The sequence below is a fragment of the Actinoplanes sp. NPDC021490 genome (genome assembly GCF_055562135.1).
Map to the genome: position 1 here is coordinate 1 of NZ_JBVHFW010000023.1, position 23,987 is coordinate 23,987.

19 protein-coding genes and 1 rRNA gene are annotated in these 23,987 nt (G+C 73.5%); 18 read left to right on the forward strand and 2 right to left on the reverse strand.

Annotated features, from left to right (window positions below; all coding sequences use genetic code 11):
• Positions 1-94: ribosomal RNA gene (gene rrf, locus ACZ3I4_RS41890) — 5S ribosomal RNA — on the forward strand; the annotation flags it as partial.
• A gap of 6 nt (positions 95-100) precedes the next feature.
• Here rrf and ACZ3I4_RS41895 read toward each other — a convergent pair.
• Complete coding sequence (locus ACZ3I4_RS41895) at positions 101-1,999, reverse strand: hypothetical protein (RefSeq protein WP_465387706.1); 1,899 nt, start codon at positions 1,997-1,999, stop codon at positions 101-103.
• 87 nt (positions 2,000-2,086) lie between these two features.
• Here ACZ3I4_RS41895 and ACZ3I4_RS41900 point away from each other — a divergent pair, with 87 nt between their 5' ends.
• From ACZ3I4_RS41900 to ACZ3I4_RS41915, 4 genes are all read left to right on the forward strand, one after another.
• Entirely contained in the window at positions 2,087-3,163 is a 1,077-nt protein-coding gene (locus ACZ3I4_RS41900) for a tetratricopeptide repeat protein (protein WP_465387867.1), read from the forward strand.
• Positions 3,160-4,167 carry an HAD-IIA family hydrolase gene (locus ACZ3I4_RS41905; protein ID WP_465387707.1) on the forward strand — a complete coding sequence of 336 codons (1,008 nt, stop codon included), beginning with the start codon at positions 3,160-3,162 and terminating at the stop codon, positions 4,165-4,167. The genes ACZ3I4_RS41900 and ACZ3I4_RS41905 overlap by 4 nt, the downstream gene beginning before the upstream one ends.
• Before the next feature lie 42 nt (positions 4,168-4,209).
• Positions 4,210-6,750: an ATP-binding protein gene (locus ACZ3I4_RS41910; protein WP_465387708.1), complete on the forward strand. Its 2,541-nt coding sequence runs from the start codon at positions 4,210-4,212 to the stop codon at positions 6,748-6,750.
• 78 nt (positions 6,751-6,828) lie between these two features.
• The gene (locus tag ACZ3I4_RS41915; RefSeq protein ID WP_465387709.1) at positions 6,829-7,458 is read left to right on the forward strand and encodes a flavin reductase family protein; all 630 of its coding nucleotides are present in this window, start codon (positions 6,829-6,831) and stop codon (positions 7,456-7,458) included.
• A gap of 5 nt (positions 7,459-7,463) precedes the next feature.
• On the opposite strand, the gene ACZ3I4_RS41920 is transcribed toward ACZ3I4_RS41915, so the two are convergent.
• The gene (locus tag ACZ3I4_RS41920) at positions 7,464-7,799 is read right to left on the reverse strand and encodes an alkyl sulfatase C-terminal domain-containing protein (protein ID WP_465387710.1); all 336 of its coding nucleotides are present in this window, start codon (positions 7,797-7,799) and stop codon (positions 7,464-7,466) included.
• A 107-nt stretch (positions 7,800-7,906) separates the two neighbouring features.
• Here ACZ3I4_RS41920 and ACZ3I4_RS41925 point away from each other — a divergent pair, with 107 nt between their 5' ends.
• The 13 genes from ACZ3I4_RS41925 (at position 7,907) to ACZ3I4_RS41985 (ending at position 23,100) form a co-directional block, all read left to right on the forward strand.
• Positions 7,907-8,737, forward strand: a complete 831-nt coding sequence (locus ACZ3I4_RS41925) for a phasin family protein (RefSeq protein WP_465387711.1) — start codon at positions 7,907-7,909, stop codon at positions 8,735-8,737.
• 4 nt (positions 8,738-8,741) lie between these two features.
• On the forward strand, positions 8,742-9,044 hold the full coding sequence (locus tag ACZ3I4_RS41930) for a hypothetical protein (protein ID WP_465387712.1): 303 nt from the start codon (positions 8,742-8,744) through the stop codon (positions 9,042-9,044).
• Between the two features lie 20 nt (positions 9,045-9,064).
• Positions 9,065-9,925 carry a TlyA family RNA methyltransferase gene (locus tag ACZ3I4_RS41935; RefSeq protein WP_465387713.1) on the forward strand — a complete coding sequence of 287 codons (861 nt, stop codon included), beginning with the start codon at positions 9,065-9,067 and terminating at the stop codon, positions 9,923-9,925.
• Entirely contained in the window at positions 9,922-10,815 is an 894-nt protein-coding gene (locus tag ACZ3I4_RS41940) for an NAD kinase (protein WP_465387714.1), read from the forward strand. Before ACZ3I4_RS41935 ends, ACZ3I4_RS41940 begins: the two co-directional genes overlap by 4 nt.
• A gap of 88 nt (positions 10,816-10,903) precedes the next feature.
• The gene (gene recN, locus ACZ3I4_RS41945) at positions 10,904-12,649 is read left to right on the forward strand and encodes a DNA repair protein RecN (protein WP_465387715.1); all 1,746 of its coding nucleotides are present in this window, start codon (positions 10,904-10,906) and stop codon (positions 12,647-12,649) included.
• A 121-nt stretch (positions 12,650-12,770) separates the two neighbouring features.
• Complete coding sequence (gene steA / locus ACZ3I4_RS41950; protein WP_465387716.1) at positions 12,771-13,949, forward strand: putative cytokinetic ring protein SteA; 1,179 nt, start codon at positions 12,771-12,773, stop codon at positions 13,947-13,949.
• Positions 13,950-13,965: 16 nt separating this feature from the next.
• Complete coding sequence (locus ACZ3I4_RS41955; RefSeq protein WP_465387717.1) at positions 13,966-14,919, forward strand: copper transporter; 954 nt, start codon at positions 13,966-13,968, stop codon at positions 14,917-14,919.
• 25 nt (positions 14,920-14,944) lie between these two features.
• Positions 14,945-15,772, forward strand: coding sequence for a hypothetical protein (locus ACZ3I4_RS41960; protein WP_465387718.1), 828 nt, complete (start codon positions 14,945-14,947; stop codon positions 15,770-15,772).
• A complete protein-coding gene (gene murJ / locus ACZ3I4_RS41965; RefSeq protein WP_465387719.1) occupies positions 15,769-17,355 on the forward strand; it encodes a murein biosynthesis integral membrane protein MurJ in 1,587 nt (528 codons plus the stop codon). The genes ACZ3I4_RS41960 and murJ overlap by 4 nt, the downstream gene beginning before the upstream one ends.
• 13 nt (positions 17,356-17,368) lie before the next feature.
• The gene (locus ACZ3I4_RS41970) at positions 17,369-18,472 is read left to right on the forward strand and encodes a glycosyltransferase family 4 protein (RefSeq protein WP_465387720.1); all 1,104 of its coding nucleotides are present in this window, start codon (positions 17,369-17,371) and stop codon (positions 18,470-18,472) included.
• 1 nt (position 18,473) lies between these two features.
• Entirely contained in the window at positions 18,474-20,690 is a 2,217-nt protein-coding gene (locus ACZ3I4_RS41975) for a hypothetical protein (protein WP_465387721.1), read from the forward strand.
• Positions 20,691-20,842: 152 nt separating this feature from the next.
• On the forward strand, positions 20,843-22,522 hold the full coding sequence (locus tag ACZ3I4_RS41980) for a CTP synthase (RefSeq protein ID WP_465387722.1): 1,680 nt from the start codon (positions 20,843-20,845) through the stop codon (positions 22,520-22,522).
• Positions 22,519-23,100, forward strand: coding sequence for an NUDIX domain-containing protein (locus ACZ3I4_RS41985; RefSeq protein ID WP_465387723.1), 582 nt, complete (start codon positions 22,519-22,521; stop codon positions 23,098-23,100). The genes ACZ3I4_RS41980 and ACZ3I4_RS41985 overlap by 4 nt, the downstream gene beginning before the upstream one ends.
• Positions 23,101-23,987: the final 887 nt, after the last annotated feature.

Genomic DNA, 23,987 nt, shown 5'->3' on the forward strand with positions numbered 1-23,987 from the left:
AACGCCCGGTCTCATTCCGAACCCGGAAGCTAAGCCCTCCAGCGCCGATGGTACTGCACTCGGGAGGGTGTGGGAGAGTAGGACGCCGCCGGACTTAACGTCACAGCCGAGGGCCACCCCACCGGGGTCGGCCCTCGGCTGCTTTTCTATGTCTGGTCCCGAGTACTTTTGAACGTTGAGGCGTGCCCGCCAACCCGAGGGCCGGCCGTATCGGAAGGATTGATCCGTGACTACACCCCAGGACGACGGCGGCTCCAGCCCCCGCGACAACGAGCGGCAGGGCGGCCGCGGTCGCGACGGTGACCGTGGTGGTTTCCGGGGCGACCGGGGCAGCGACCGTGGCGGTGACCGTGACCGGGGTGGCGCCGGCGGCGACCGCGGCGGTTCCGGCGGTGACCGGGGCGGCTACCGCGGCGGTGACCGCGACCGCGGGGGTGACCGTGGCGGCTACTCCGGTGGAGACCGTGGCGGCTACCGCGGCGGCGGCGACCGTCCGCAGGGTGGCGGCTTCCGTGGTGGCGACCGTCCCCAGGGTGGCGGCTTCCGTGGCGGTGACCGTGACCGGGGTGGCGCCGGCGGTGACCGCGGCGGTTACCGGGGCGGCGATCGTGACCGCGGCGGTTACCAGGGCGGTTCCCAGAGCGGCGACCGGCGTGGCGTGACCGGCGGCGGCGACCGTGGCGGCTACGGCGACCGTCCTCAGAGCGGCGGCTTCCGGGGTGGCGACCGTCCCCAGGGCGGCGGCTTCCGTGGCGGCGACCGTCCGCAGAGCGGCGGCTTCCGCGGCGGCGACCGTCCCCAGGGCGGCGGCTTCCGTGACCGTGACCGTGGCGGCTTCCAGGACCGTGGTGACCGCCCCCAGGGTGGCGGCTTCCGCGGCGGTGACCGCGACCGCGGGGGCTATCAGGACCGTGGCGACCGACCTCAGGGTGGCGGGTTCCGTGGCGGTGACCGTGACCGCGGCGGCTACCAGGACCGACCTCAGGGTGGCGGCTTCCGCGGCGGCGACCGCGACCGCGGTGGTTACCAGGGCCGGAGCGACCGTCCCCAGGCCGGCGGCTTCCGTGACCGCGACCGTGGCGGCTTCCAGGACCGGGGTGACCGTCCCCAGGGTGGCGGCTTCCGTGGCGGTGACCGTGACCGTGGCGGCTTCCAGGACCGGGGTGATCGTCCCCAGGGTGACCGTCCCCAGGGCGGCGGCTTCCGTGGCGGCGACCGTGACCGCGGTGGCTACCAGGGCCGGAGCGACCGCCCGCAGGGTGGCGGCGACCGCCCGCAGGGTGGCGGCGACCGTCCGCAGGGTGGCGGCTACCGCGGTGGTGACCGTCCGCAGAGCGGCGGCTTCCGCGGCGGTGACCGTGACCGCGGCGGCTACCAGGGCCGCAGTGACCGTCCCCAGGGTGGCGGCGACCGTCCGCAGGGCGGATACCAGGACCGTGGCGGCTATCAGAACCGGGACGACCGCGGTGGTTTCCGCGGTGGCGACCGTCCGCAGGGCGGCTACCGGGGCGACCGCGAGACCGGCGGTGCGCGCGGCGGCTACCAGGGCGACCGTGACCGCGGCGGTGACCGTGGCGGCTTCCAGGATCGCGGCGGCTTCCGGGACCGTCCTCAGGGCGACCGGCCCGGGAACCGTGGCGGCAGCGGCTTCCGCGACCGTCCGCAGGGCGACCGTCCCTTCCGGGACCGCCCGCAAGGTGACCGCCCGCAGGGTGACCGCCCGCAGGGTGACCGTCCCCAGGGCGGCGGCTTCCGCGGCGGCGACCGTGACCGTGGCGGCTATCAGGATCGTGGCGGCTACCAGGACCGTGGTGGCTCCCAGGATCGTGGTGGCTACCAGGACCGCGGGCCGCGTCAGGGCGGGTTCCGTGACCGCGACGACCGCGCTCCCCGCGAGGGCGGCTACAGCAACCGCGACGACCGTGGCCCTCGCACCGGCGGGTTCCGTGATCGGGACGACCGTCCGCGCGTGCGTGACGACCGGGACGAGCGCCAGCACCCGGCCCAGGAGGAGCGGGACGACGCGCAGGCGTTCCAGACGCCCGACATCCCCGAGGAGATCGAGGCGACCGACCTCGACAAGGAGGTGCGTTCCGAGCTGCTGACGCTGTCGCGGGACGTCGCCGACAAGGTCGCCCGGCACCTCGTCGCGGCCGGCCAGATCATCGACGAGGACTCCGAGCTCGCGCTGCAGCACGCCATCGCGGCCCGGCGGCTCGCGTCGCGCATCGCCGTGGTCCGCGAGGCCGTGGGTCTGGCGGCGTACGCGGCCGGCGACTGGACGACCGCGATCGCCGAGCTGCGCACCTACCACCGGATGACCGGACGGCAGACGCACCTGGCCGAGCTGGCCGACTGCGAGCGCGCGCTGGGCCGGCCCGAGCGGGCCATCGACCTCTACCGGGGCGCCGACGTCGAGAAGATGGACAAGAGCGGCGCGATCGAGCTGCTGATCGTGGCGGCGGGCGCCCGCGGTGACCTCGGCCAGCACGACGCGGCCGTGGCGATGCTGCAGGTCCGCGAGCTGACCGCCGAGGAGAACGCCGAGTGGGCGCCGCGCCTGCGCTACGCGTACGCGGATGCCCTGCTCGCCGCCGGTCGGCGTGACGAGGCGCGGGAGTGGTTCACCCGGGCGGCCACGGCCGACGAGGAGGGTCTCACCGACGCGGCCGAGCGTCTGCTCGAGCTGGACGGCGTCACCATCGAGGACGAGGAGTCCGAGCCCAGCGGCACGACGCCGGACGGCGACGACCGCGACGAGGACGACGAGCCGCGTGCGGCCCGCGACGACGAGGACGACGACTACGAGGACGAGGACGGGGACGACCGCGACGAGGACGACGAGCCGACGGCTGTCCGCGACGAGGACGACCTCGAAGACGAGGACGACGAGGACGAGGACGAGCCCAGCGCCGTCCACGACGAGGACGACGGCGAAGACGAAGACGAAGACGACGACCAGGACGAGGACGACGAGCCGGTGGCCGTGACGGACACCGACGTCAACACCGACCCGGTCGCCGTCGAGGACGTTGCGGAGGAGCTCGAGGCCGACGCCGAGGAGCTCGAAGAGGAGCGCGCCGCGAGGACCGCGGACGACAAGGCGGCCGGCGACGAGTTCGTCAGCGAGCCCCAGGGCGACCGGAAGAGCCCGGAGGCGTGAGCCACGACGATCTGGCGGGCGGCTACGACCTGGTCGTCTTCGACCTGGACGGCGTCGTCTTCCTGATCGACAAGCCGATCGCGGGCGCGCCCGAGGCGGTCGAGAAGCTGCACGGGCGGGACACCCCGGTGGCGTACGCGACCAACAACGCCTCGCGTCGTGCCGCGGACGTCGCCGATCTGCTCACCGGCATGGGTGTGCCGGCCACGCCGGCCGAGGTGCTCACCTCGGCCGGCGCCACGGCCGTCGTGCTGGCCGACAAGCTGCCCGCCGGCTCGCCGGTGCTGGTGGTGGGCGCGGAGGCGCTGCGGGCCGAGATCGCCGACGCCGGGCTGACCCCGGTCGAGTCGCTGGACGACGAGCCGGTGGCGGTCGTTCAGGGCTACGGCCCCGACGTGGGCTGGCGGATCCTGGCCGAGGCTTCGCTGGCCGTCCGCGGCGGGGCCATGTGGGTGGCCACCAACACCGACCGGACGCTGCCCAGCCCGCGCGGCCCGCTGCCCGGCAACGGGTCGCTGGTCGCCGTGCTGAGCACCGCCCTCGGCCGCGAGCCCGATCTGGTCGTCGGCAAGCCCGAGCCGCCCCTGTTCACCACCGCGGCCGCGCAGTCGGGGGCCGAGCGGCCGCTGGTCGTCGGCGACCGGCTCGACACCGACATCCAGGGTGCGGTCACCGCGGGCATGGACAGCCTGCTCGTGCTGACCGGCGTCAGCGGTCCGGCCGACCTGCTGGCGGCCGAGCCGGCCCGGCGGCCCACGTTCGTGGCGGCCGACCTGTCGGGGTTGTTCCGCCCGGCGGCGGAGGTCGCGGTGCCCCTCGACGCGGGCGAGGCGGGCGGCTGGCAGGTGACCCGGGAGGGTGAATCGGTGACCCTGGACGGTTCCGGTGACCCAGTCGTGGCGCTGCGGCTGCTGTGCGCGGCCACGTGGGACGGGGTGCCGGTGAGCGGGATCAAGGCGTCGTCGGACGCGGCCCGTGACCTGCTGAAGGGCTGGTCGCTCTAACTTCGTCGACGGCGGGCCGTTCGAGTCCGTACGATCCCATCCATGACCGGCGATCCCGCCGACCCCGGCCGGGCCCGGAATCTCGACGACCTCATCGAGGCGCTGCGGTCCCTGAAGCTCTGGGCCGGTGACCCGTCGTACGACACGATCACCACCCGGGTCAACGCGGCGTGGGTGGCCGCGGGCCGTCCGGCCGGCGAGCTGACCCGCAAGTCCACGCTGGTCGACTGTTTCAAGCTGGGCCGCCGCCGGTTGAACACCGACCTGGTGCTGGCGGTCGTGCGCGCGCTGCATCCGGACGAGGGCTATGTGACGCAGTGGCGGCAGGCGTTGCGGGTCATCTCCGGTGAAACCGAGGCCGCCTCGCAGGTGCGGGTGCAGGACTTCCTGCCGCCCCCGATGGCCGGGTTCACCGGGCGGGCGGCGGAGCTGGAACGGCTGCGTGGCGCGTCGCCCCGGGGTGGCGGCTCCGCGGTCTCGGCCGTTGAGGGCATGGCCGGCGTCGGCAAGACCCAGCTCGTCGTCCACCTCGGTCACCAGTTGCGCCGGGAACGTTCGTACGAGCGCGTGCTGTTCGTGAATCTGCGAGGGTTCCATCCGGATCCGGCGCAGCCCCCGGCCGACCCCTCGGCCGTGCTGGACGGGTTCCTGCGTCTGCTCGGCGTGCCGGGTCAGCAGATCCCGCACGAGCTGGCCGACCGCACCGCCCTCTATCGCGACCGGCTGGCCGGCACCCGCGCGCTGGTGGTGCTGGACAACGCGGCCACCACCGAGCAGGTGCGCCCGCTGCTGCCGGCCACCTCCGGGTGCCTGACCGTGGTCACGAGCCGTCGCAGCCTGCCCGATCTGGGTCCCGCGACCCGCCTCAGCCTCGACGTCTTTCCCCCGTACGAGGCCGTCTCCTTCCTGATCGGGGCGGTGCCGGACGTGCCGGTCGGGCCGGACGCCGACGCCGCCGCCCGCATCGCCCGGCGCTGTGGCCACCTGCCGCTGGCGCTGGGGCTGATCGCCGCGCACATCCGGAGCACCCCGGACTGGACGCTGACCGACCACGCCGACCGGCTCGACGAGCGCCACCGCGACCGGCGCCTGGACGACGGCGTCGAGGTCGCTCTCGACCTGTCCTACCAGCATCTGCCGGCCGGGCAGCGCCGGTTGCTGCGACTGGCCGCGCTGCATCCCGGTCACGACCTGGACCCGTACGCGGTCGCGGCTCTGACCGGCACCGGCGTGGAGGTGGCCCGGACCGGGCTCGACCAGCTGCGAGCCGACCACCTGCTGCAGCAGGCCGCGCCGGGCCGTTACACGTTCCACGATCTGGTGCGGGCCTACGCGACCGTGCGCGCCGCCGAGGAGGAACGCCCGGCCGAGCGCCACGCCGCCCTGACCCGGCTGTTCGACTACTACCTGGCGGCCGCCGGCACCGCGCTGGACGCTCTGCACGGCGGCGACTCGTACCGGCGTCCGCCCAAGCCGGCCGTCGAGACCCCGGTGCCCGGTCTGGGGGAGGCCGACGCGGCCGTGAGCTGGCTGGCCGTCGAACGCCCGACGCTGGTCGCCGTGGCCGCGCTGACCGCCACTCAGGGCTGGCCCGGCCACACCGTCCGGCTGGCCAACACCCTCTACCGCTATCTCGACGGTGGTTACTACCACGACGGCCTGGCCGTGCACAGTCACGCCGTGCACGCCGCCCGTACGGCCGGTGACCGCGCCGGGGAGGCGCACGCCCTGGCCAATCTGGCCATCGCGTCGCTGCGCCTGGGCCGCTATCAGCCGGCGGGCGAATACTGCCGGCAGGCACTGGAGCTGTTCCGGCTGGCCGGTGACGCGGAGGGGCAGGCCCGGGTGGTCGCCAACCTCGGCATCATCGCGAAACGGTCCGGCGACTACACGGCGGCGGCCGCCCATCATCGGGAGGGGCTGGCCCTCTATCGGCAGATCGGCGATCGGGTGGGCGAGGGCAGTCAGCTCGGCAGCCTGGCCGTGCTGGCCCAGCGCGCCGGTCATTACACCGAGGCCATCGACCACTACGGCCAGGCCCTGTTGCTGTGCCGGGCCGGCGGCGACCCGGTGGGGGAGGCGTACATGCTGCACGGCCTCGGGGTCGTCGAGGGCAAGACCGGCCGGTACGAGTCGTCGCGCGAGCATCTGGGCCGGGCGCTGGACCTGCAGCGCAGCCTGGGCAACCGCGGCGGGGAGGGCGGCGTGCTCGACGAACTGGGGTCGCTGCACCTGCGCATGGGTGAGCCGGCCCGCGCGGCCGAGCACTACGAGCGGGCGCTGCGCATCTTCCGGGAGCTGGGCGACGCCGACAGCGAGGCCTGGGCCCGTAACGGGCTGGGTGAGGCCGCCCGGGCCACGGGACGTCCGGCCGACGCCGTCGCGCATCACGAGGCCGCGCACGCCACCGCCGTCCGGATCGGCATGCCCGACCAGCATGCCCGTGCCCACGCCGGTCTGGGCCGGGCCCACCGGGCGCTCGGCGACCCGGCCGCGGCCCGCCGGCACTACGAGCGGGCGGCCGAGATCTACGGCGAGCTCGGCATGCCCGAGGCCGGGGAAATGCGGGCCGAGTTGCGCTGAGACGCGACGTCCGAAAGACGCCAGCGTTCACCCCGCGCGGCGGGCGAGCATGGAGCCTCACCCGACGAGAGGCTCACGATGCACGTCGTACCCGGCCTGAAAGTTCTGTATTTCGGTACGCCCGTGGTGCTGCTCAGCACCGTCAACGAGGACGGGACGGCCAACCTGGCGCCGATGTCGTCCGCCTGGTGGCTCGGGCAGACCGCGGTCATCGGGATGGGCGACCGCAGCCGTACGGCGGCCAACCTGGCCCGCGAGCGGGAAGTGGTGCTCAATCTGCCGTCGTCGTCGCTGGCCGGGGCGGTCGACCGGATCGCCATGACGACCGGGCGGCCGGACGTGCCGGAGGGCAAGGCGGCGCAGGGCTACCGGCACGTGGCCGACAAGTTCACTCTCGGGGGACTGAGCCGGCAGGCGTCCGACCTCGTCGCGCCGCCCCGGGTGGCCGAGTGCCCGATCCAGCTCGAGGGCCGGGTCACGGGCACGCGCCGGCTGACCGGGGGCGGCGCCACCGCGTACGAGATCGAGGTCTTGCGCACGCACGTGGAGGAGAGCCTGCTCGTGCCCGGCACCGCCCACGTCGACCCGCTGCGCTGGGATCCGCTGGTCATGAAGTTCTGCGAGTTCTTCGGCGGCGGCGTCAACGTGCACCCGTCACGGCTGGCCGAGGGCTGGCGGATGCCCGCCCTTGGCCACATCGGAGGCTGACCGCGTCAGAGCAGTTTGCGCAGCTTGAGCAGGTCGAACGGGTTGGCCTTGATCTTCACTTGGCCGGAGGTGACCGCGCGGGTGACGTCGAGCCGGCCGCCGACCAGGGCGATCAGGTCGTCGCCGTTGGCGGTCAGCGCGATCTTGGCCTTGGGGTCGTCGCCGTCGGCGATGCCGGTCAGCAGGCCGTCGGTCAGCCGTCCGTGGAAGGCCGTCCCGAGGTCGGGCACGCGGCAGGCCAGCGTGCGGTCGAAGTCGAGTTTGCCGCGCGTCTCGGCGTTTCGCTCGAGGCGTGCGGCCAGGTCGTGCAGCGCCTGCCGGCACTCGTCCACCGTGGCCATCGGGTCCCTTCCTCACGACATGCGGTCGGCGTACCGCACCGTACCTCACGAAGTCCGGCGCACCGCCCGGTAGCGTGGCACCCGACGAGCCGCGAGAGGAGCGGAACATGCCGGACGCATGGCGGGCGTATCTGGAGATGGCGCTCGGACTGACCGAAGCACCACGCAAGCGTGCCCAGAAGGTGGCGGGCGAGCTGGTGAACCGGGGCGGGGCCACGGCCACGCAGCTGCAGGGACTGGTCGACGATCTGCTGTCGGCCGGCATGGCCAATCGTGAGGCGCTCACGAACATCGTGCGCTACGAGGTCGACAAGGCGCTCGGCGTGGTCGGACTGGCCACCGCCGAGGAGGTCACCGAGCTGACCGGTCGCGTACGCGATCTGGAACGTCAGCTCCGTGCCGCCGAGTCGCGCGCGCAGGGCGGCACGGCGGCCGACGCGCCCAGCGAAGGTGTCGGCGGCACCCGCATCGACGAACCGGCCCCGGCGCCCCGCGCGGTGGCCAAGAAGGCCGCGCCCAACAAGATGCCCGCCGCGGGCACCAACCCGGCCGGCCCGCCGGCCAACACCGCGCCGGTCACGGAGCCGCCGGCCAAGAAGGCCGTGGCCAAGAAGACGGCCGCCAAGAAGGCGCCGGCCAAGGCGGTCCCGCCGCCCGACGAGGTGATCCCGGCCGAGGTGAAGGCGACCGCGAGGCCCGCGCCGGCCACGTTGGAGGCCGAGGCGGGAGGCGCCCGGCCGGCCAAGAAGAGCGCGGCCAGGAAGGCCGCCAAGAAGGCCACCCCGGCCGTGCCGGCGGGCACGGCGGACGCCCCGACCGCGCCGGTGCGGGAGGCCGCGGCGGCCACCGAGCTGCCGCCGGCCAAGAAGGCCGCGGCCAAGAAGGCGCCCGCAAAGAAGGCGGTCGCTCCGTCCGCCGAGCCGCAGCCGGAGGCCTGACGCGATGACGTTCCCGAAGCCCGGGCCGCCGTCCGGCGGGTTCCGGCCCGGTCCGCCTCCGGGTGGTTACCGGCCCGGTCCGCCGCCGGTTTCGCCGCCGTCGCCGGCTCCGCCGGCCGCGGTCGTCGTTCCGCCCGCGGTCGACGAGGAAACCGGCCGGATCGTCGAGCAGACCGGTCACCCGGCGGTCGACGAGGTGCTGCGTTCGCTTGCGAACGCCGCGCGTCTGGCCCCGGCCGAACAGATCGCCGAGTACGAGGCGGCCCACCAGGTTCTCCAGGAGACCCTGGCGAGCATCGATCGCTGAGAAATGGGAATGACCAACTGATGGCCCGTCGTGCCCGTCTCGACGCCGAGCTGGTGCGCCGCAAACTGGCCCGCTCGCGGGAACAGGCCGCCGCGCTGGTCGAGGCCGGCCGCGTGCAGGTGCGCGGCACGGTGGCCCGCAAGGTGGCCGCCATGATCGATCCGGCCGACCCGGTGCTCGTCACCGGCGAGGACCCGGCGACCGAGTACGTGTCGCGCGGCGGCCACAAGCTGGCCGGCGCGCTGGCCGCGTTCGGGCCGCGGGGGCTGGCCGTGACCGGTCGCCGCTGCCTGGACGCCGGCGCCTCGACCGGGGGCTTCACCGACGTGCTGCTGCGCGCCGGGGCCCGGCAGGTGGTCGCGGTCGATGTCGGCTACGGCCAGCTGGCCTGGCCGATCCGCACCGACGAGCGGGTCGTGGTGTTCGAGCGCACCAACGTCCGGTCGATCACGCCGGAGTCGATCGGCGGCCCCGCCGACCTGACTGTGGCCGATCTCTCGTTCATCTCGCTGCGCTTGGTGCTGCCCGCGCTGACCTCGTGCACGGCGGCCGACGGCGATCTCGCACTGATGGTCAAGCCGCAGTTCGAGGTGGGCCGCGAACGGGTGGGCGCGGGCGGGGTCGTACGGGACTGGAAGCTGCGGGCCGAAGCGGTGCTCGATGTCGCCCGGGCCGCGTCCGAGCTGGGTCTCGGGGTGGCCGGGGTGACCGCCAGCCCGTTGCCGGGGCCGAGCGGCAACGTCGAGTTCTTCGTCTGGTTCCGCCGCGACGCGCCCGCCGCCGATCGAGCGGAGATCGAAGAAGTTGTCGCCGCCGGACCCGGGATCAAGGTAGCTTCTGCCGGGCCGGAGCAGACGGCCGCCCCCTTGGAGGACACATGACGCGCTCGGCCCTGCTGGTCACGCACACCGGCCGGAGGCAGAGCACGCAGCACGCGCGCACGGTGGCGCGTGACCTGCTGGCGGCCGGTTTCGAGGTGCGGGTCATCGCCGAGGAGGTGGCCGATCTCGACCTGCCGCCCGAGGTGACCACGGTCGAGGCCCCGTCGCCGTCCGCGGCCGAGGGCGCCGAGATCGTGCTGGCGATGGGCGGCGACGGCACGTTCCTGCGGGCGGCCGAGCTGGCCCGCCCGGTCAAGGCCCCGCTGCTGGGCATCAACCTGGGCAAGGTCGGCTTCCTGGCCGAGGCCGAGATCGACCACCTCGACCAGGCCGTCAAGGACGTCGTCGACGGCGCGTACAAGGTGGACGAGCGGCTGACGCTGGACGTGCGGGCCGAGTACGGCGGCCGCGTGATCGCCGAGTCGTGGGCGCTCAACGAGGTCAGCGTCGAGAAGGGCCAGCGGGCCCAGATGCTCGAGTTGATGGTCGACGTCGACGGCCGGCCGCTCGCGCGTTACGGCTGCGACGGTGTTGTGTGCGCGACGCCGACCGGTTCGACCGCGTACGCGTTCTCGGGTGGCGGTCCGGTGGTGTGGCCCGAGGTCGAGGCGCTGCTGCTGGTGCCGATCAGCGCCCACGCGTTGTTCAGCAAGCCGCTGGTGACCGCGCCGACGTCGACGTTCGCGCTGACCGTCGACCCGTACACGTCTTTCGCCGTGCTGTGCTGTGACGGTCGCCGCACCTGGGATCTTCCGCCGGGCGCCAAGGTCACCGTCGAGCGCGGCCGGCTGCCCGTCCGGCTGGTCCGCCTGCAGCCCCGGCCATTCACCGACGTGCTCGTGGCCAAGTTCGCCCTTCCCGTCGAGGGATGGCGCGGCAGCAAGCGGTAGTCACGTTCTGGTTTCTATCGGTTTTCCGCCGCGGTCACGCTGAGCCCGCGGTGGGCAAATGTCGGGGGGCACCGATACTGTCTGCCCTGTGCTGGAGGAACTGCGCATCACCGGGCTCGGCGTCATCGACGACACGACGCTGCGGCTGACGGCGGGCATGAACGTCATCACCGGTGAGACCGGTGCCGGAAAGACGATGGTGGTGACCGGTCTCGGGCTGCTGTTCGGCGGCCGGGCCGATGCCGGGCGCGTGCGGGCTGACCCCGGCCGCGCGGTCGTCGAGGGCCGCCTGCGCCTCGCCGGCAAGCTGGCCGGCGAGGTGGCCACGCGCGTGTCCGACGCGGGCGGCGAGGTCGACGACGACGGCACGGTGCTGCTGAGCCGCACGGTCACGATCGAGGGCCGCTCGCGGGCCCACGTCGGCGGCCGCAGCATGCCGGTGTCGATGCTGACCGACCTGGGCGAGCGGGTGCTGGCGGTGCACGGCCAGTCCGATCAGCTGCGCCTGCTGCGCCCGGCCGAGCAGCGCGCCGCGCTCGACCGTTTCGCCGGTCCCGAACACGAGAAGCTGCTCGACACCTATCGCGAGGCGTTCGGCCGCTGGCGGGCCGTGGTCGATGACCTGGCCGACCGCCGCCGCAACGCGCGGACCCGCTCGCAGGAGGCCGACCTGCTCAAGCTCGGCCTCGACGAGATCAGCCGGGTCGACCCCCAGCCGGGGGAGGACGACGAGCTGCGCAACGAGGTGCAGCGTCTCGAGCACGCCGAGGGCCTGCGGGTCGCGGCCGCGCTGGCCGCCCAGGCGCTGGCCGGCGGGGTCGAGGTCACCGAGGAGGCGCCCGACGCCACCCAGCTGCTGGGCACGGCCCGGCGCACGCTGGAGGCGCAGGCCGCGGTCGACCCGATGCTGGGCGAGCTGGCCGCGCGTGTCGAAGAGGCCGCGACCCTGGTCGGTGACGTCTCGTCCGAGCTGTCGGCCTATCTGAGCAGCCTCGACGCCGACCCGGCCCGCCTCGAGCAGATCTACGAGCGCCGCGCCGCCCTGCGCGCGCTCACCCGCAAATACGCCGACGACGTCGAGGGCGTCATCGTCTGGGCCGAGGAGGCGCGCGCCAAGCTGGCCGTGCTCGACTCGTCCGACGAGTTGCTCGACGAGCTCGACAAGGAACGTCAGCGGCTGGAGGCGCAGGTCGGCGAGCTGGCCGCCCGGCTCACCGAGGCGCGCACCGAGGCCGCGGTCCGGTTCTCCGAGGCGGTCAGCGTCGAACTGGCCGGGCTGGCCATGCCGCATGCCAAGGTCGAGGTGGCCGTCGTCCCGCGGGTCGCCGGCAAGGACGAGCCGACCGCCGGTGAGCTGGCCGTCGGGCCGGACGGCGCCGACGAGGTCGAGCTGCGGCTGCTGGCCCACCCGGGCGCGCCGTCGCTGCCCCTGCAGAAGGGCGCGTCCGGCGGTGAGCTCTCCCGGGTGATGCTGGCCATAGAGGTGGTCTTCGCCGGGGCCGGTGGTCCCGAGACGCTGGTCTTCGACGAGGTCGACGCGGGCGTGGGCGGCACGGCCGCGGTCGAGATCGGCAAGCGGCTGGCCCGGCTCGCGCGCACCCATCAGGTGCTCGTGGTCACCCACCTGCCGCAGGTGGCCGCGTTCGCCGACCGGCACCTGGTCGTGGCCAAGGACACCGGCGGCGCGATCACCACGAGCGGGGTGCGCGTGGTCGAGGAGACCGAGCGGGCGCGGGAGCTGTCCCGCATGCTCGCGGGATTGCCGGATTCCGATCTGGGCATCGCGCACGCCGAAGAGTTGCTGGCCGTGGCCGGGCGCGAGAAAAGGGCCTGAGCAGGCAGTTCGGTCATGGCACCATGACTGAGAAGGACGAGCGGGGCAAATGCCCCTTTAGTGGGTGAGATCGCGCATGTCGCGTGCCAGGCGCGTGATTCGGCATGTCAGGATGGCCGTGATGCGACTTCCCACCTTGCGCCGCGCGCGGAGCACCGATCCCGATGCCCTCGCCGGCACCGCCCGCCTCGACCGCCGGACCAAGCGGCTGACCGGCCGGCTGCGCCCCGGCGACATCGCCGTGATCGATCACGTCGACATCGACCGGGTGGCCGCCGACGCGCTGGTCGCCGTCGGGGTGGCCGCCGTGCTCAACGCGAAGCCGTCGATCTCCGGGCGCTATCCCAATCTGGGGCCCGAGGTGCTGATCAAGAACGGCATCGTGCTCATCGACGACCTCGGCGAAGAGGTCTTCGAGCGCCTGAGCGAGGGCGACTCGGTGGTCATCGAGGGCGACACCGTGATGCTCGCCGGCGAGCCGGTCGCCACCGGTGTCCGGCAGGATTCCGAGACCGTGGCGCGCTCGATGGCCGACGCCCGTGAGGGCCTGTCGGTGCAGCTCGAGGCGTTCGCGGCCAACACCATGGACTATCTCAAGCAGGAGCGCGAGCTGCTGCTCGACGGCGTCGGCGTGCCCGACGTCCGCACCCGGATCGCCGGGCGGCACGTGCTGATCGTGGTGCGCGGCTACGACTACAAGGACGACCTCGACGTCCTGCGGCCCTACATCCACGAATACAAGCCGGTGCTGATCGGCGTCGACGGCGGGGCCGACGCGCTGGTCGAGTCCGGCTACACCCCCGACATGATCATCGGGGACATGGACTCGGTCACCGACGACGTGCTGCGCTGCGGGGCCGAGGTGGTCGTGCACGCCTACCCGGACGGCCGCGCCCCCGGTCTCGAGCGGGTGCACAAGCTCGACGTGGCCGCGCTGACCTTCCCGGCCGCGGCCACCAGCGAAGACCTGGCGATGCTGCTGGCCGACGACAAGGGCGCCACCCTGATCGTGGCCGTGGGCACGCACGCCAACCTGGTCGAGTTCCTCGACAAGGGACGCGGCGGCATGGCCTCGACGTTCCTGACCCGGCTCAAGGTCGGCGGCAAGCTGGTCGACGCCAAGGGGGTGAGCCGGCTCTACAAGCAGAACATCTCCGGCTCGGCCCTGCTGCTGCTGGTGCTCTCGGCGACCGCGGCGATGGCGTCGGCGGTGGCCGTGTCGACGGTCGGGAAGGCGTACCTGACCGTGGTTTCCGAGTGGTGGGACAATCTGGTCTTCCAGCTCGGCCACCTTTTCTGACTACGGGGCTTTCGTCGTGATCAACTTCCGGTACCACGTGGTGTCGCTCACCGCGGTCTTCCTGGCTCTGGCCATCGGCCTGGTCGTGGGCACCGCCGCGCTCAACGGTCCGGTGGCCGACAACCTCAAGAGCCAGATCACCGCGCTCAACAAGGACCTGTCCAACAAGCGCGACGAGATCAACCAGTACCGCGAGGAGATCAACCGCAGCCAGGAGTTCGCCACCGAGATCGCGCCGACGGTCCTCAACGGCAAGCTGGCCGGTCGCAAGCTGGCCGTGCTGGCGCTGCCCGGCACCGACCAGTACGCCGACAAGGTGATCTCGATGCTGACGATCGCCGGGGCCACCATCACGGCCAAGGTCACCGTGCAGGACAAGTTCTTCGACCCCGCGGGCGGGCTCGAACTGCTCGACCTGGCCAGCGAGTCGTCCCAGCCCACGATCGGCCTGGCCGAGCTGCCGGTGAACAGCGACGGCGTCGAGACGGCCAGCGCGCAACTCGCCCTGGCCCTGCTGCAGCGCCCCTCGGTCTCCGGTGCGGCCCCGGTCGCCCAGCCCTCGGCGGGCGACGTGACCGCCGTGCTGACGGCGTACACCAAGGCCAGCTACATCGCGGTCGAGGACGACGCCACCGGCGGAGCCGAGGCCACCGTGATGATCACCGGCGCGCCGGCCGTCGACAAGGACGCCACCAAGAAGGCGCAGTCGCTGCTCACCATGGCCACCCAGTTCAGCGACGAGCGCCGGTTGGTGGTGGCCGGCGTCGGCGTGGGCGACGGCAACGTCATCTCGGCCGTGCGCGGCGACCCGACCCTGGTCAAGCGAATCTCCACGGTGGACAACGCCAGCACCGCCGACGGCCAGGTCGCCTCGGCCATGGCGACCGTCGAGCGCGTGGTCGACGACAAGACCGGCCATTACGGCCTGGCCGCCGGGGCCGCGTCGCTGGTGCCCAAGGCCGGCTCGTAGCGGCGACTCTCTAGACTTCGCACCCATGGCAACCCTCCGCTCGTTCGGGGCCGGCGCGGCCGTCGCCCGGGCCGCGCTCGCCTGGATCCGCCGCGACCAGCACGCCGGCGCGCTCGAGCGCACAAACTTCCACGGCCGCACGGTGACCCTCGCCGGGGGCCCGGCGCTCGCCGTGGGCGCGAGCGCGGCCGCCGCGCTCGGCGCGGGCAGCGGCCGGCTCGCCGCCGCCGCGGTCACCGCCGGGGCGGTGTCGGGCGCGGTCGGCCTCTACGACGACATCGTCGGCAACCGCCCCGAGCAGAAGTGGGCGAAGGGCTTCGCGGGGCACCTGGGCGCGCTGCGCGAGGGCCGGGTGACCAGCGGACTGGTCAAGATCGCCGGGGTCGGCGCGGCCGGGCTGGTGGCCGGCGCGCTGATCGGCAGCGACCGCCCGAGCCGGGCCGGCCGGGCGGCCGACGTGCTGCTCGGCGCGGGCGTCATCGCCGGGATGGCCAACCTCGTCAACCTGCTCGACCTGCGCCCGGGCCGCGCCATCAAGGCGGGCGCGATCGTCGGCGCGCCGCTGGCGCTGGGCCGCGGCGGCGGGATCGCCGCGGGCACGCTGGGCGCCTCGGCCGCGCTGCTGCCCGCCGACCTGGGCGAAGAGATCATGCTGGGCGACTCGGGGGCCAACGCGCTGGGCGCGCTGCTCGGCGTGGCGCTGGTGGCCCGCAGCGGCCCGGCCGGGCGGCTGGCCGCGCTGACCGTGCTGGGCGCGCTGACCGCGGCCAGCGAAAAGGTCAGCTTCACCAAGGTCATTCAGGACACGCCGTGGCTTCGCTACGTCGACGAGCTGGGCCGCCGCGGCTCGTGACCCAGGCCCCAGCGGCGAAGATCGCCGGGGCCGCCGCGCTGATCACCGTCCTGACGGTGCTGGCGCGGATCGCCGGGTTCGGGCGCACCTTCGTCTTCCTGCACACGGTCGGCGACGGCGGCCTGGGCGACATCTACAACGCCGCCAACACCATCCCCAACATCGTCTTCGAGCTGGTCGCCGGGGGCGCGCTGGCCAGTCTGGTCGTGCCGCTGCTGGCCGGGGCGGTCGCGGCGGGCGACCGCGACCGGGTCAGCGCGGTGTCCTCGGCGCTGCTCACCTGGGTGCTGGTGCTGCTGGTGCCCCTGGCCGTGCTGGTCGCGCTGCTCGCCGGGCCGATCGCCGGCCTGTTCGACGTGCCCGCCGCCCACCAGCAGACGGCCGCGAGCATGCTGCGGGTCTTCGCACCCCAGCTTCCCCTGTACGGGGTGGGGATCGTGCTCACCGGTGTGCTGCAGGCCCACCACCGGTTCGCCTGGCCGGTCATCGCCCCGCTGCTGTCCAGCGTCACCGTGATGGGCGCCTACCTGTCGTACGCGGCCGCCGACGGCGCCCAGACCGGCTTCGCGGGCCTGACCCGCACCGGCGAGCTGATCCTGTCGGCCGGCACCACCTGTGGCGTGGTCGTCCTCGCGCTGTGCCTGCTGATCCCGCTGCGGCGGCTGCGCCTGCGGCTGCGGCCGACCCTGCGGTTCCCCGGCGACGAGGGTCGCCAGGCCGTGCGGCTGGGCTGGGCGGGCGCCGTCACCGTCGGCTCCCAGCAGCTGATGACGATCACCGCGATCGCGCTGGCCACCGGCGACAACGGCGATCTCACCCGCTACAACGCGGCACAGACGATCTTCTTGCTGCCCTGGGCGGTGCTGGCCGTGCCGGTGGCGACCGCCGTCTACCCGAGCCTGTCGGCCGCCGCCAGCCAGGGCGACGAGGTGGCGTACCGCAAGGCCCTGTCGGCCACCGCCCGCTCGGTGATGCTGCTGGCCGGGCTGGGCGCGGCCGCTCTGATCGCGGTGGCCGGGCCGGCCGCGTTCCTGATCGACGCCGGTCCCGCCTCGTCCGGCATCGTCGGCTTCGCGCCCGGGCTGCTCGGCTACGCGCTGTTCGCGCTGCTGTCGCGGGCGCTCTACGCCCGCGGCGCGACGGCCGCCGCAGCGGCCGCGGCCGCTGCGGGCTGGGTCGTCGCGGCCGGCTCGGCGCTCGCGTTCGTGACCGTGGGCTTCGCCGACGTGGAGCGGAACCGCCTGGTATTCGGGCTCGGCCTGGCCAACAGCATCGGCATGTCGGTCATCGGACTGTTGCTGGTGCTCGCCGTCCGCCGGCACGCCGGGCCGGCCGCGCTCGCCGGCCTGGGCCGGACCACGCTGGTCACGGTGCTCGCGGCCGGTCTGGCCGCGCTCGCCGGGTGGGGCGTCGTGGCCGGGCTCGGCGCCCTGTTCGGCCCGACCCCCCAGGTTCCCGGCAGCATTGTGCAAGGCATATTGGGTGGGCTCGCCGTGCTGGTGGTCTTCCTGGGTGTCGTCTACCCACTGGCCCGGCACGACCTGGCGCCGCTGGCCCGCCGGCTGCGGCGCCGCTCGGCCTGAGAAGGAGATCTTTGTGGGCGACGACTGGCGTGGTTCGGTGGCTCTGGTGCTGGCCTCCAGCACCGGTGGGGTCGGCCAGCACGTCGCCTCCCTGGCCCGCGGTCTGGTCGCGGCCGGCTGCGACGTGATGGTGGGCGGCCCGGCCGCCACCGACGAGCTTTTCGGCTTCACCGACGCCGGCGCGACGTTCGTCGCCGTCGAGATCCCGGCCAGTCCGGGCGCGCAGGACGCCGGGGCGGTACGCCAGCTGCGCAGCGCCCTGTCGGCCCGGCGCCCCGACGTGGTGCACGCCCACGGCTTCCGCGCCGGCTTCGTCGCCCAGCTGGCCCGCTCGGGGGCCCCGCTCGTGGTGACCTGGCACAACGCCGTCCTGTCGCGAAAGGGCCTGCGCGGGCAGGCCGCGACCCTGGTCGAACGGGTCGTGGCCCGCAGCGCCACGCTCACCCTGGGCGCCTCGCAGGATCTGGTGGAGCGGGCCACCGAGCTCGGCGCCCGCCGTGCCCGGCTCGGCGCGGTCGCCGCGCCCACCCTGCCCGTGCCCCGGCGCACCCGATCGGCCGTGCGCGCCGAGTTCCGGCTGCCGCCGCACACCCCGCTGATCCTGTCGGTCGGCCGCCTGCACCCGCAGAAACGCTACGACCTGCTCGTCGACGCCTCGGCCCGGTGGCGCGACCTCGACCCGGCCCCGGTCGTCGTGGTGGCCGGCTCCGGCCCCAGCTACATGTTCCTGGCCCAGCGGGCGTCGCAGAAGCGGGCCCCGTTCCACCTGCTCGGCCGCCGCGACGACGTGGCCGACCTGCTGCTCGGGGCCGACCTGGCGGTCATCACCAGCGACTGGGAGGCGCGGCAGTTGTTCGCCCAGGAGGCGCTGGAGTCGGGCGTGCCGCTGATCAGCACGGCCGTGGGCGGGCTGCCCGGGCTGGTCGGCGACGCGGCCATGCTGATCCCGCCGGACGACGTGGACGCCCTCGACAACGCGGTGCGCGCGATGCTGACCGACCCCGCCTTGCGGGCCGAATACGCCGCCCGCGGGCCCGAACAGGCGGCGACCTGGCCCGGTGAGGCCGACACGGTGGCCGACGTCCTGGCCGCGTACGCGGAAGCGACGGGCTCTTGACGTGAAGGCTTTCGACCGATTGCGCCGGGTCCGCAAACCCTTCACGCCCGCCGGCCCCCGGGCCGCCCGCTGGGTGCCCTACCTGATGGTCGCGCTGATCGCGGTGGCCGGACTGGCCGGACTGGCGATCCGGCCGGTCAGCGACACCAACCCGGGCAGCGCCGACTACGTGATCCTGGCCGGCTCGGCCGGACTGCGCTGGGACGACCTCGACCCGCAGCGCACGCCCACCCTCTGGCAGGAGGCGACCAAGGGCTCGATCGGCTGGCTGTCGGTGCGCTCGGCGATGCGGGTCACGTGCCCCTCCGACGGGTGGCTCACGCTCGGCGCCGGCAACTACGCGGCCTGGCCCCGGCACACCACCGGCAGCGTCTGCGAACCGGCCGAACCGGCCCTCACCCGGCCCGACGACATCGGCGCGAGCCTCACCGAACAGCGCTCGGTGGTCCAGAACAACCAGGACCGGCTCCCGTACGGGGCGGTGCCCGGCGCCCTGGCCGAGTCGGTGCGCTGCACCTACGCCTTCGGGCCGGGCGCGGCGATGGCGGCCGCCCGCCCGTTCGGCCGCGTCGACAAATACCAGCCCGCGTTCCCGGTCGACGGCGGCAACCTGCTGTCCGAGTGCAACCTGAGCATCGTCGACCTGGGCACCGTCTCGGGCGACGGCGAGCAACGGCGGCAGCGGGTGCGGATGGCCGACGCCACGCTGGCCCGGGTGCTCGCCGCCCGCCCGCAGCGCTCGCTGCTGATCGTCGCCGGGGTTTCGGACACCGAACGCTCCAACCGGCTGCACGTGGCGATCGCCGAGGGCGAAGGCTGGAACGGCGGCCGGCTGACCTCGGCCGGCACCGGCCGCGACGGCTACCTGCAGCTGATCGACCTGGCCCCCACGGTGCTGACCGCGCTGGGCAAGCCGCTGCCCGAAAAGCTGTTCGCCGGGCGCAGCATCACCGTGGCCGAGGACCGGCCGGCCGACGTGGCCGACGCGATGCTGGGCGTGCACAACGCCGACCACCGCTCGATCGCCCAGAACGCGGTGGCCGAGATCTTCTTCACCGTGCTGGCCGGCCTGCAGATCCTGCTGTTCCTGCTGACCGTGCCGGTGATGGTGCGGGCCCGCCGGCACGCCGGTCCGCGCGGCCCGGCCCTGCCGTCGGCGCGCATCGTGACCGTGCTCGAGCTGGCGCTGATCGCCGCCGCGCTGGCCATCCCGGCCGCGCTGATCGCCGACGCCACCCCGTGGTGGCGCAACTCCCACCCGGCCTGGGTCTTCGGCAGCGTGACGGCCCTCTTCATCGCGATCGGCACCGCGTTCATCCGGTTCGCCCCCCGCTTCCCCCGCACGCTGTGGCCGCTCGGCGCGACCGCCGGCATCGCCGCCATCGTCGTCGGCCTCGACCTGCTCACCGGCGCCCAGCTGCAGCTCAACGGCGTGGCGGGCTATTCGGCGGTGCACGGCGGACGCTATGCCGGGGTGGGCGGCGTCGGGCTCGGCGTCTTCGTGGCCGGGCTGCTCGTGCTGGCCGGCTCGCTCAGCCAGTGGATCACCAGGCCGTGGCGCCCGGTCGTGGTCGTGCTGCTCGGCGGCATCGGCGTGGTGATCGTCGGCAGCCCCTACCTGGGCGCCGACCCGGTCGGCGCGATCGCCCTGACCGCCGGGGTCTGCGTGGCCGCGGCCATCACCACCGGCGGCTGGCTGACGTTCCCCCGCTTTGCCTGGGCCGCGCTGTCCGGCCTCGGCGTCACGATCGCGTTCGCGCTGGTCGACGTGCGCCGCCCGGCCTCCGACCAGAGCATCCTCGGCCGGGTGCTGACCGAGCTGCTCAACGGCACCGCCGGGCCGGCCATGTCACGCAACGCCGCCGCCAACGGGCAGGCCCTGCTGGACAGCCCGCTGACGATCCTGGCCGTGGCCGGGGTGCTGATGCTGGCGTTCTGCCAGTTCTCGCCGTGGGGCGGGCTCAACCGGCTCTTCGGGCTGCACCCGGCGCTGCGGGCGGCCGGGGCCGGCGTGACGGTGGCGACGCTGATCGCCGGGGTGCTCAACGGGTCGGCGCTGACCGTGGCCGGGGCGGCCGCGGCCACCGCGGTGCCGACCGCCGTGCTGACCGCGCTGCGGGTGCTGCTGCACGCGGCCGATCGCACCCGCCCCGAAGGGGAAACGGACGGCCCCGGCGGACCTCTGACCCGCGAAGATCCCTCTTTGACCGCTCGCTGACACGCTTCTCGACCAGCCCGAACCGTGTCCGCGCCCGCACAGGTGTTACGGTGGACTCCCGTGGATGGGGCTCTTCAGGACCCGGTTCGCACGTCGGTTAACACGTCGGTTAAACAGACGTCGGTTCAATAGACGACCACGGGAGCAAGGCCTTGGCCTCTACAGTGCGCGAAACGCGGCACATCTTCGTCACCGGGGGCGTCGCCTCCTCGCTGGGCAAGGGCCTCACGGCCTCCAGCCTCGGCAACCTGCTGACCGCGCGCGGGCTCCGGGTCGTCATGCAGAAGCTCGACCCGTACCTGAACGTGGATCCGGGCACGATGAACCCGTTCCAGCACGGCGAGGTCTTCGTCACCGAGGACGGCGCCGAAACCGACCTCGACGTCGGTCACTACGAGCGGTTCCTCGACCGGTCGCTGTCCGGCAAGGCGAACGTCACGACCGGCCAGGTCTACTCGGCCGTCATCGCCCGGGAGCGGCGCGGTGAATACCTCGGCGACACCGTCCAGGTCATCCCGCACATCACCAACGAGATCAAGTCGCGGATCTTCGCGATGGCCGACCCCGACGAGTCCGGCCGCCGGCCCGACGTCGTGATCACCGAGGTCGGCGGCACGGTCGGCGACATGGAGTCGCTGCCCTTCCTCGAGGCGATCCGCCAGGTGCGCCACGAGGTCGGCCGCGACCACGTGTTCTACCTGCACGTCTCGCTGGTGCCCTACCTGGCGCCCTCGGGCGAGCTCAAGACCAAGCCGACCCAGCACTCGGTGGCGGCGCTGCGCAACATCGGCATCCAGCCCGACGCGCTGGTCTGCCGCAGCGACCGGGAAATCCCCGAGAAGCTCAAGCACAAGCTGGCGCTCTACTGCGACGTCGACCGCGAGGCCGTGGTGGCGGCGCCCGACGCGCCCAGCATCTACGACATCCCCAAGGTGCTGCACGACGAAGGTCTCGACGCGTACGTCGTACGGCGTCTGGGCCTGTCGTTCCGGGATGTCAACTGGACACAGTGGGACGATCTGCTGCACCGGGTGCACCACCCTAAGCGGACCATCACCATCGCGCTCGTCGGCAAATACGTCGACCTGCCCGACGCGTACCTGTCGGTCAGCGAGGCCATCCGGGCCGCCGGCTTCGCCAACAACGTCAAGGTGCAGCTGCGGTGGGTGCCCAGCGACGACTGCGAGACCACGGCGGGCGCGGCGGCGGCCCTCAAGGGCGTCGACGGCATCGTCATTCCGGGCGGGTTCGGCGTCCGCGGCATCGAGGGCAAAATCAACACTTCCCGGTACGCCCGGGAGAACCAGATCCCCATTCTCGGCATCTGCCTCGGCCTGCAGTGCATGACCATCGACGCCGCACGCCACCTGGCCGGGATGGCCGGGGCCAACTCGCTCGAGTTCGACGAGCGGGCGCCGTACCCGGTGATCTCGACGATGGCCGACCAGGAAGACATCGTGGCCGGCAAGGGCGACCTCGGCGGCACCATGCGGCTCGGCGCCTACCCGGCCGAGCTGCAGGAAGGCTCGATCGTGGCCGAGGTGTACGGCTCGACCGACATCTCCGAGCGTCACCGCCACCGCTACGAGGTCAACAACGACTACCGGGCCAAGCTGGCCGACGCCGGCCTGGTCTTCTCGGGCACCTCGCCGGACGGGCGGCTCGTCGAGTTCATCGAGCTCGACCGGTCGGTGCACCCGTACTTCGTGGCGACCCAGGCCCACCCCGAGCTCAAGAGCCGGCCCACCCGTCCCCACCCGCTCTTCGACGGCCTGGCCAAGGCCGCCATCGAGTACGCGGCGGCGGACGAGCTGCCGGTGGACGCGTCGTGAGCTTCACGCACTCGGTAAAGTCGACCGTCACCCGCTACGAGGGCCCGATCTTCACGGTCTTCACCGACGAGGTGACGATGTCGTCCGGCGGCACCGCCCACCGCGACGTCGTCAAGAACAAGGGCGCGGTCGGCGTGGTCGCGCTCGACGACGTCGGCCGGGTCGTCCTGATCCGCCAGTACCGCCACGCGGTCGGGCAGCGCCTGTGGGAGCTGCCGGCCGGGCTGCGCGACGTCGAGGGCGAGGCCCTGGCCGTCACCGCGGCGCGCGAACTCGCCGAGGAGGCCGACCTGCGAGCCGGCCAGTTCCACCTGCTGATCGACCTGTTCACGTCGCCCGGCTTCTCCGACGAGACGATCCGCATCTTCCTGGCGCGCGACCTGGCCCCGGTGCCCGACGACTCGCGTTTCGAGCGCACCGACGAGGAAGCCGACCTCGAAGTCGTCTGGACCGACCTGGACGAGGCCGTGGCGATGGTCTTCCGCGGCGAAATCACCAACGCCGCCGCTGTGGGGGGCCTGCTGGCCGCAGCCCGCGCCCGCGACGAGGGCTGGGCCACACTGCGCCCTGCTTCCTAGTCCGGGCGTCCGAGTTCGGGCGTCTTAGATCGGGTAAACGCGGGCCGGCCGCCACCGGCCCGCGTTCACCGCCATTCATCGGCGCCGCCCCCAGATCGGCGCCGATAATGCCATTTCCGCCCAGTGGTGTTTCCCTTCCGGGCCGTCGTGTTTCCCCCACGGCAACCCCGGGAACCGTTGTCACGCAACGTTTTCCACCGCCACCACTGTGGACTGGCGCACTCATGGTCTCCCGCTTTCCGGATCGCGGCCATCTCCCTTTCGGTGAGCCCGTTCGCGTTGTTCAGCCATTTCCCGTACGCCTGCCGGCCGCCATTCCTGCCCGTTCGGCCTACCCATTCCGGCTGTGCTCCGCCTTTTCGTGAATCCACTTCGCGACTTGGCTGGTTTTGCTTTCGATCCCGGCCGGATTGGGTCCCGATCCTCCGCGCGGACTGCTTGGTTCGAAGCCGGGCTTCGTGCCGCGTCTGAGTCGCCATTCGCTCTGCGTCTTCGGTCGTTCTCTGCGCTTCGCGCAGCACGGCGTGCTGTCCCGCCCACGGCCCCGCCCACGCCGACGGCCCCCGCCGACGGCCCCCGCCCACGCCCGCGGCCCCGCTACAGCCCCGCGGCCCCGCCACCGCCGACGGCCCCGCCCACGCCACGGGCCCCGGCCACACCCTGCGGCCCGGCGGCAGCCTCCAGCTTGGCCCTCGCTCACGGCCCACGGCCCACGGCCCACGGCCCACGGCTCACGGCTCACGGCTCACGGCTCACGGCCCACGGCCCACGGCCCACGGCCCACGGCCCACGGCCCACGGCCCACGGCCCACGGCCCACGGCCCACGGCCCACGGCCCACGGTCCCGTCCACGCCCCACGGCCCCGCCGACGGCCCCGCCGTGGCCC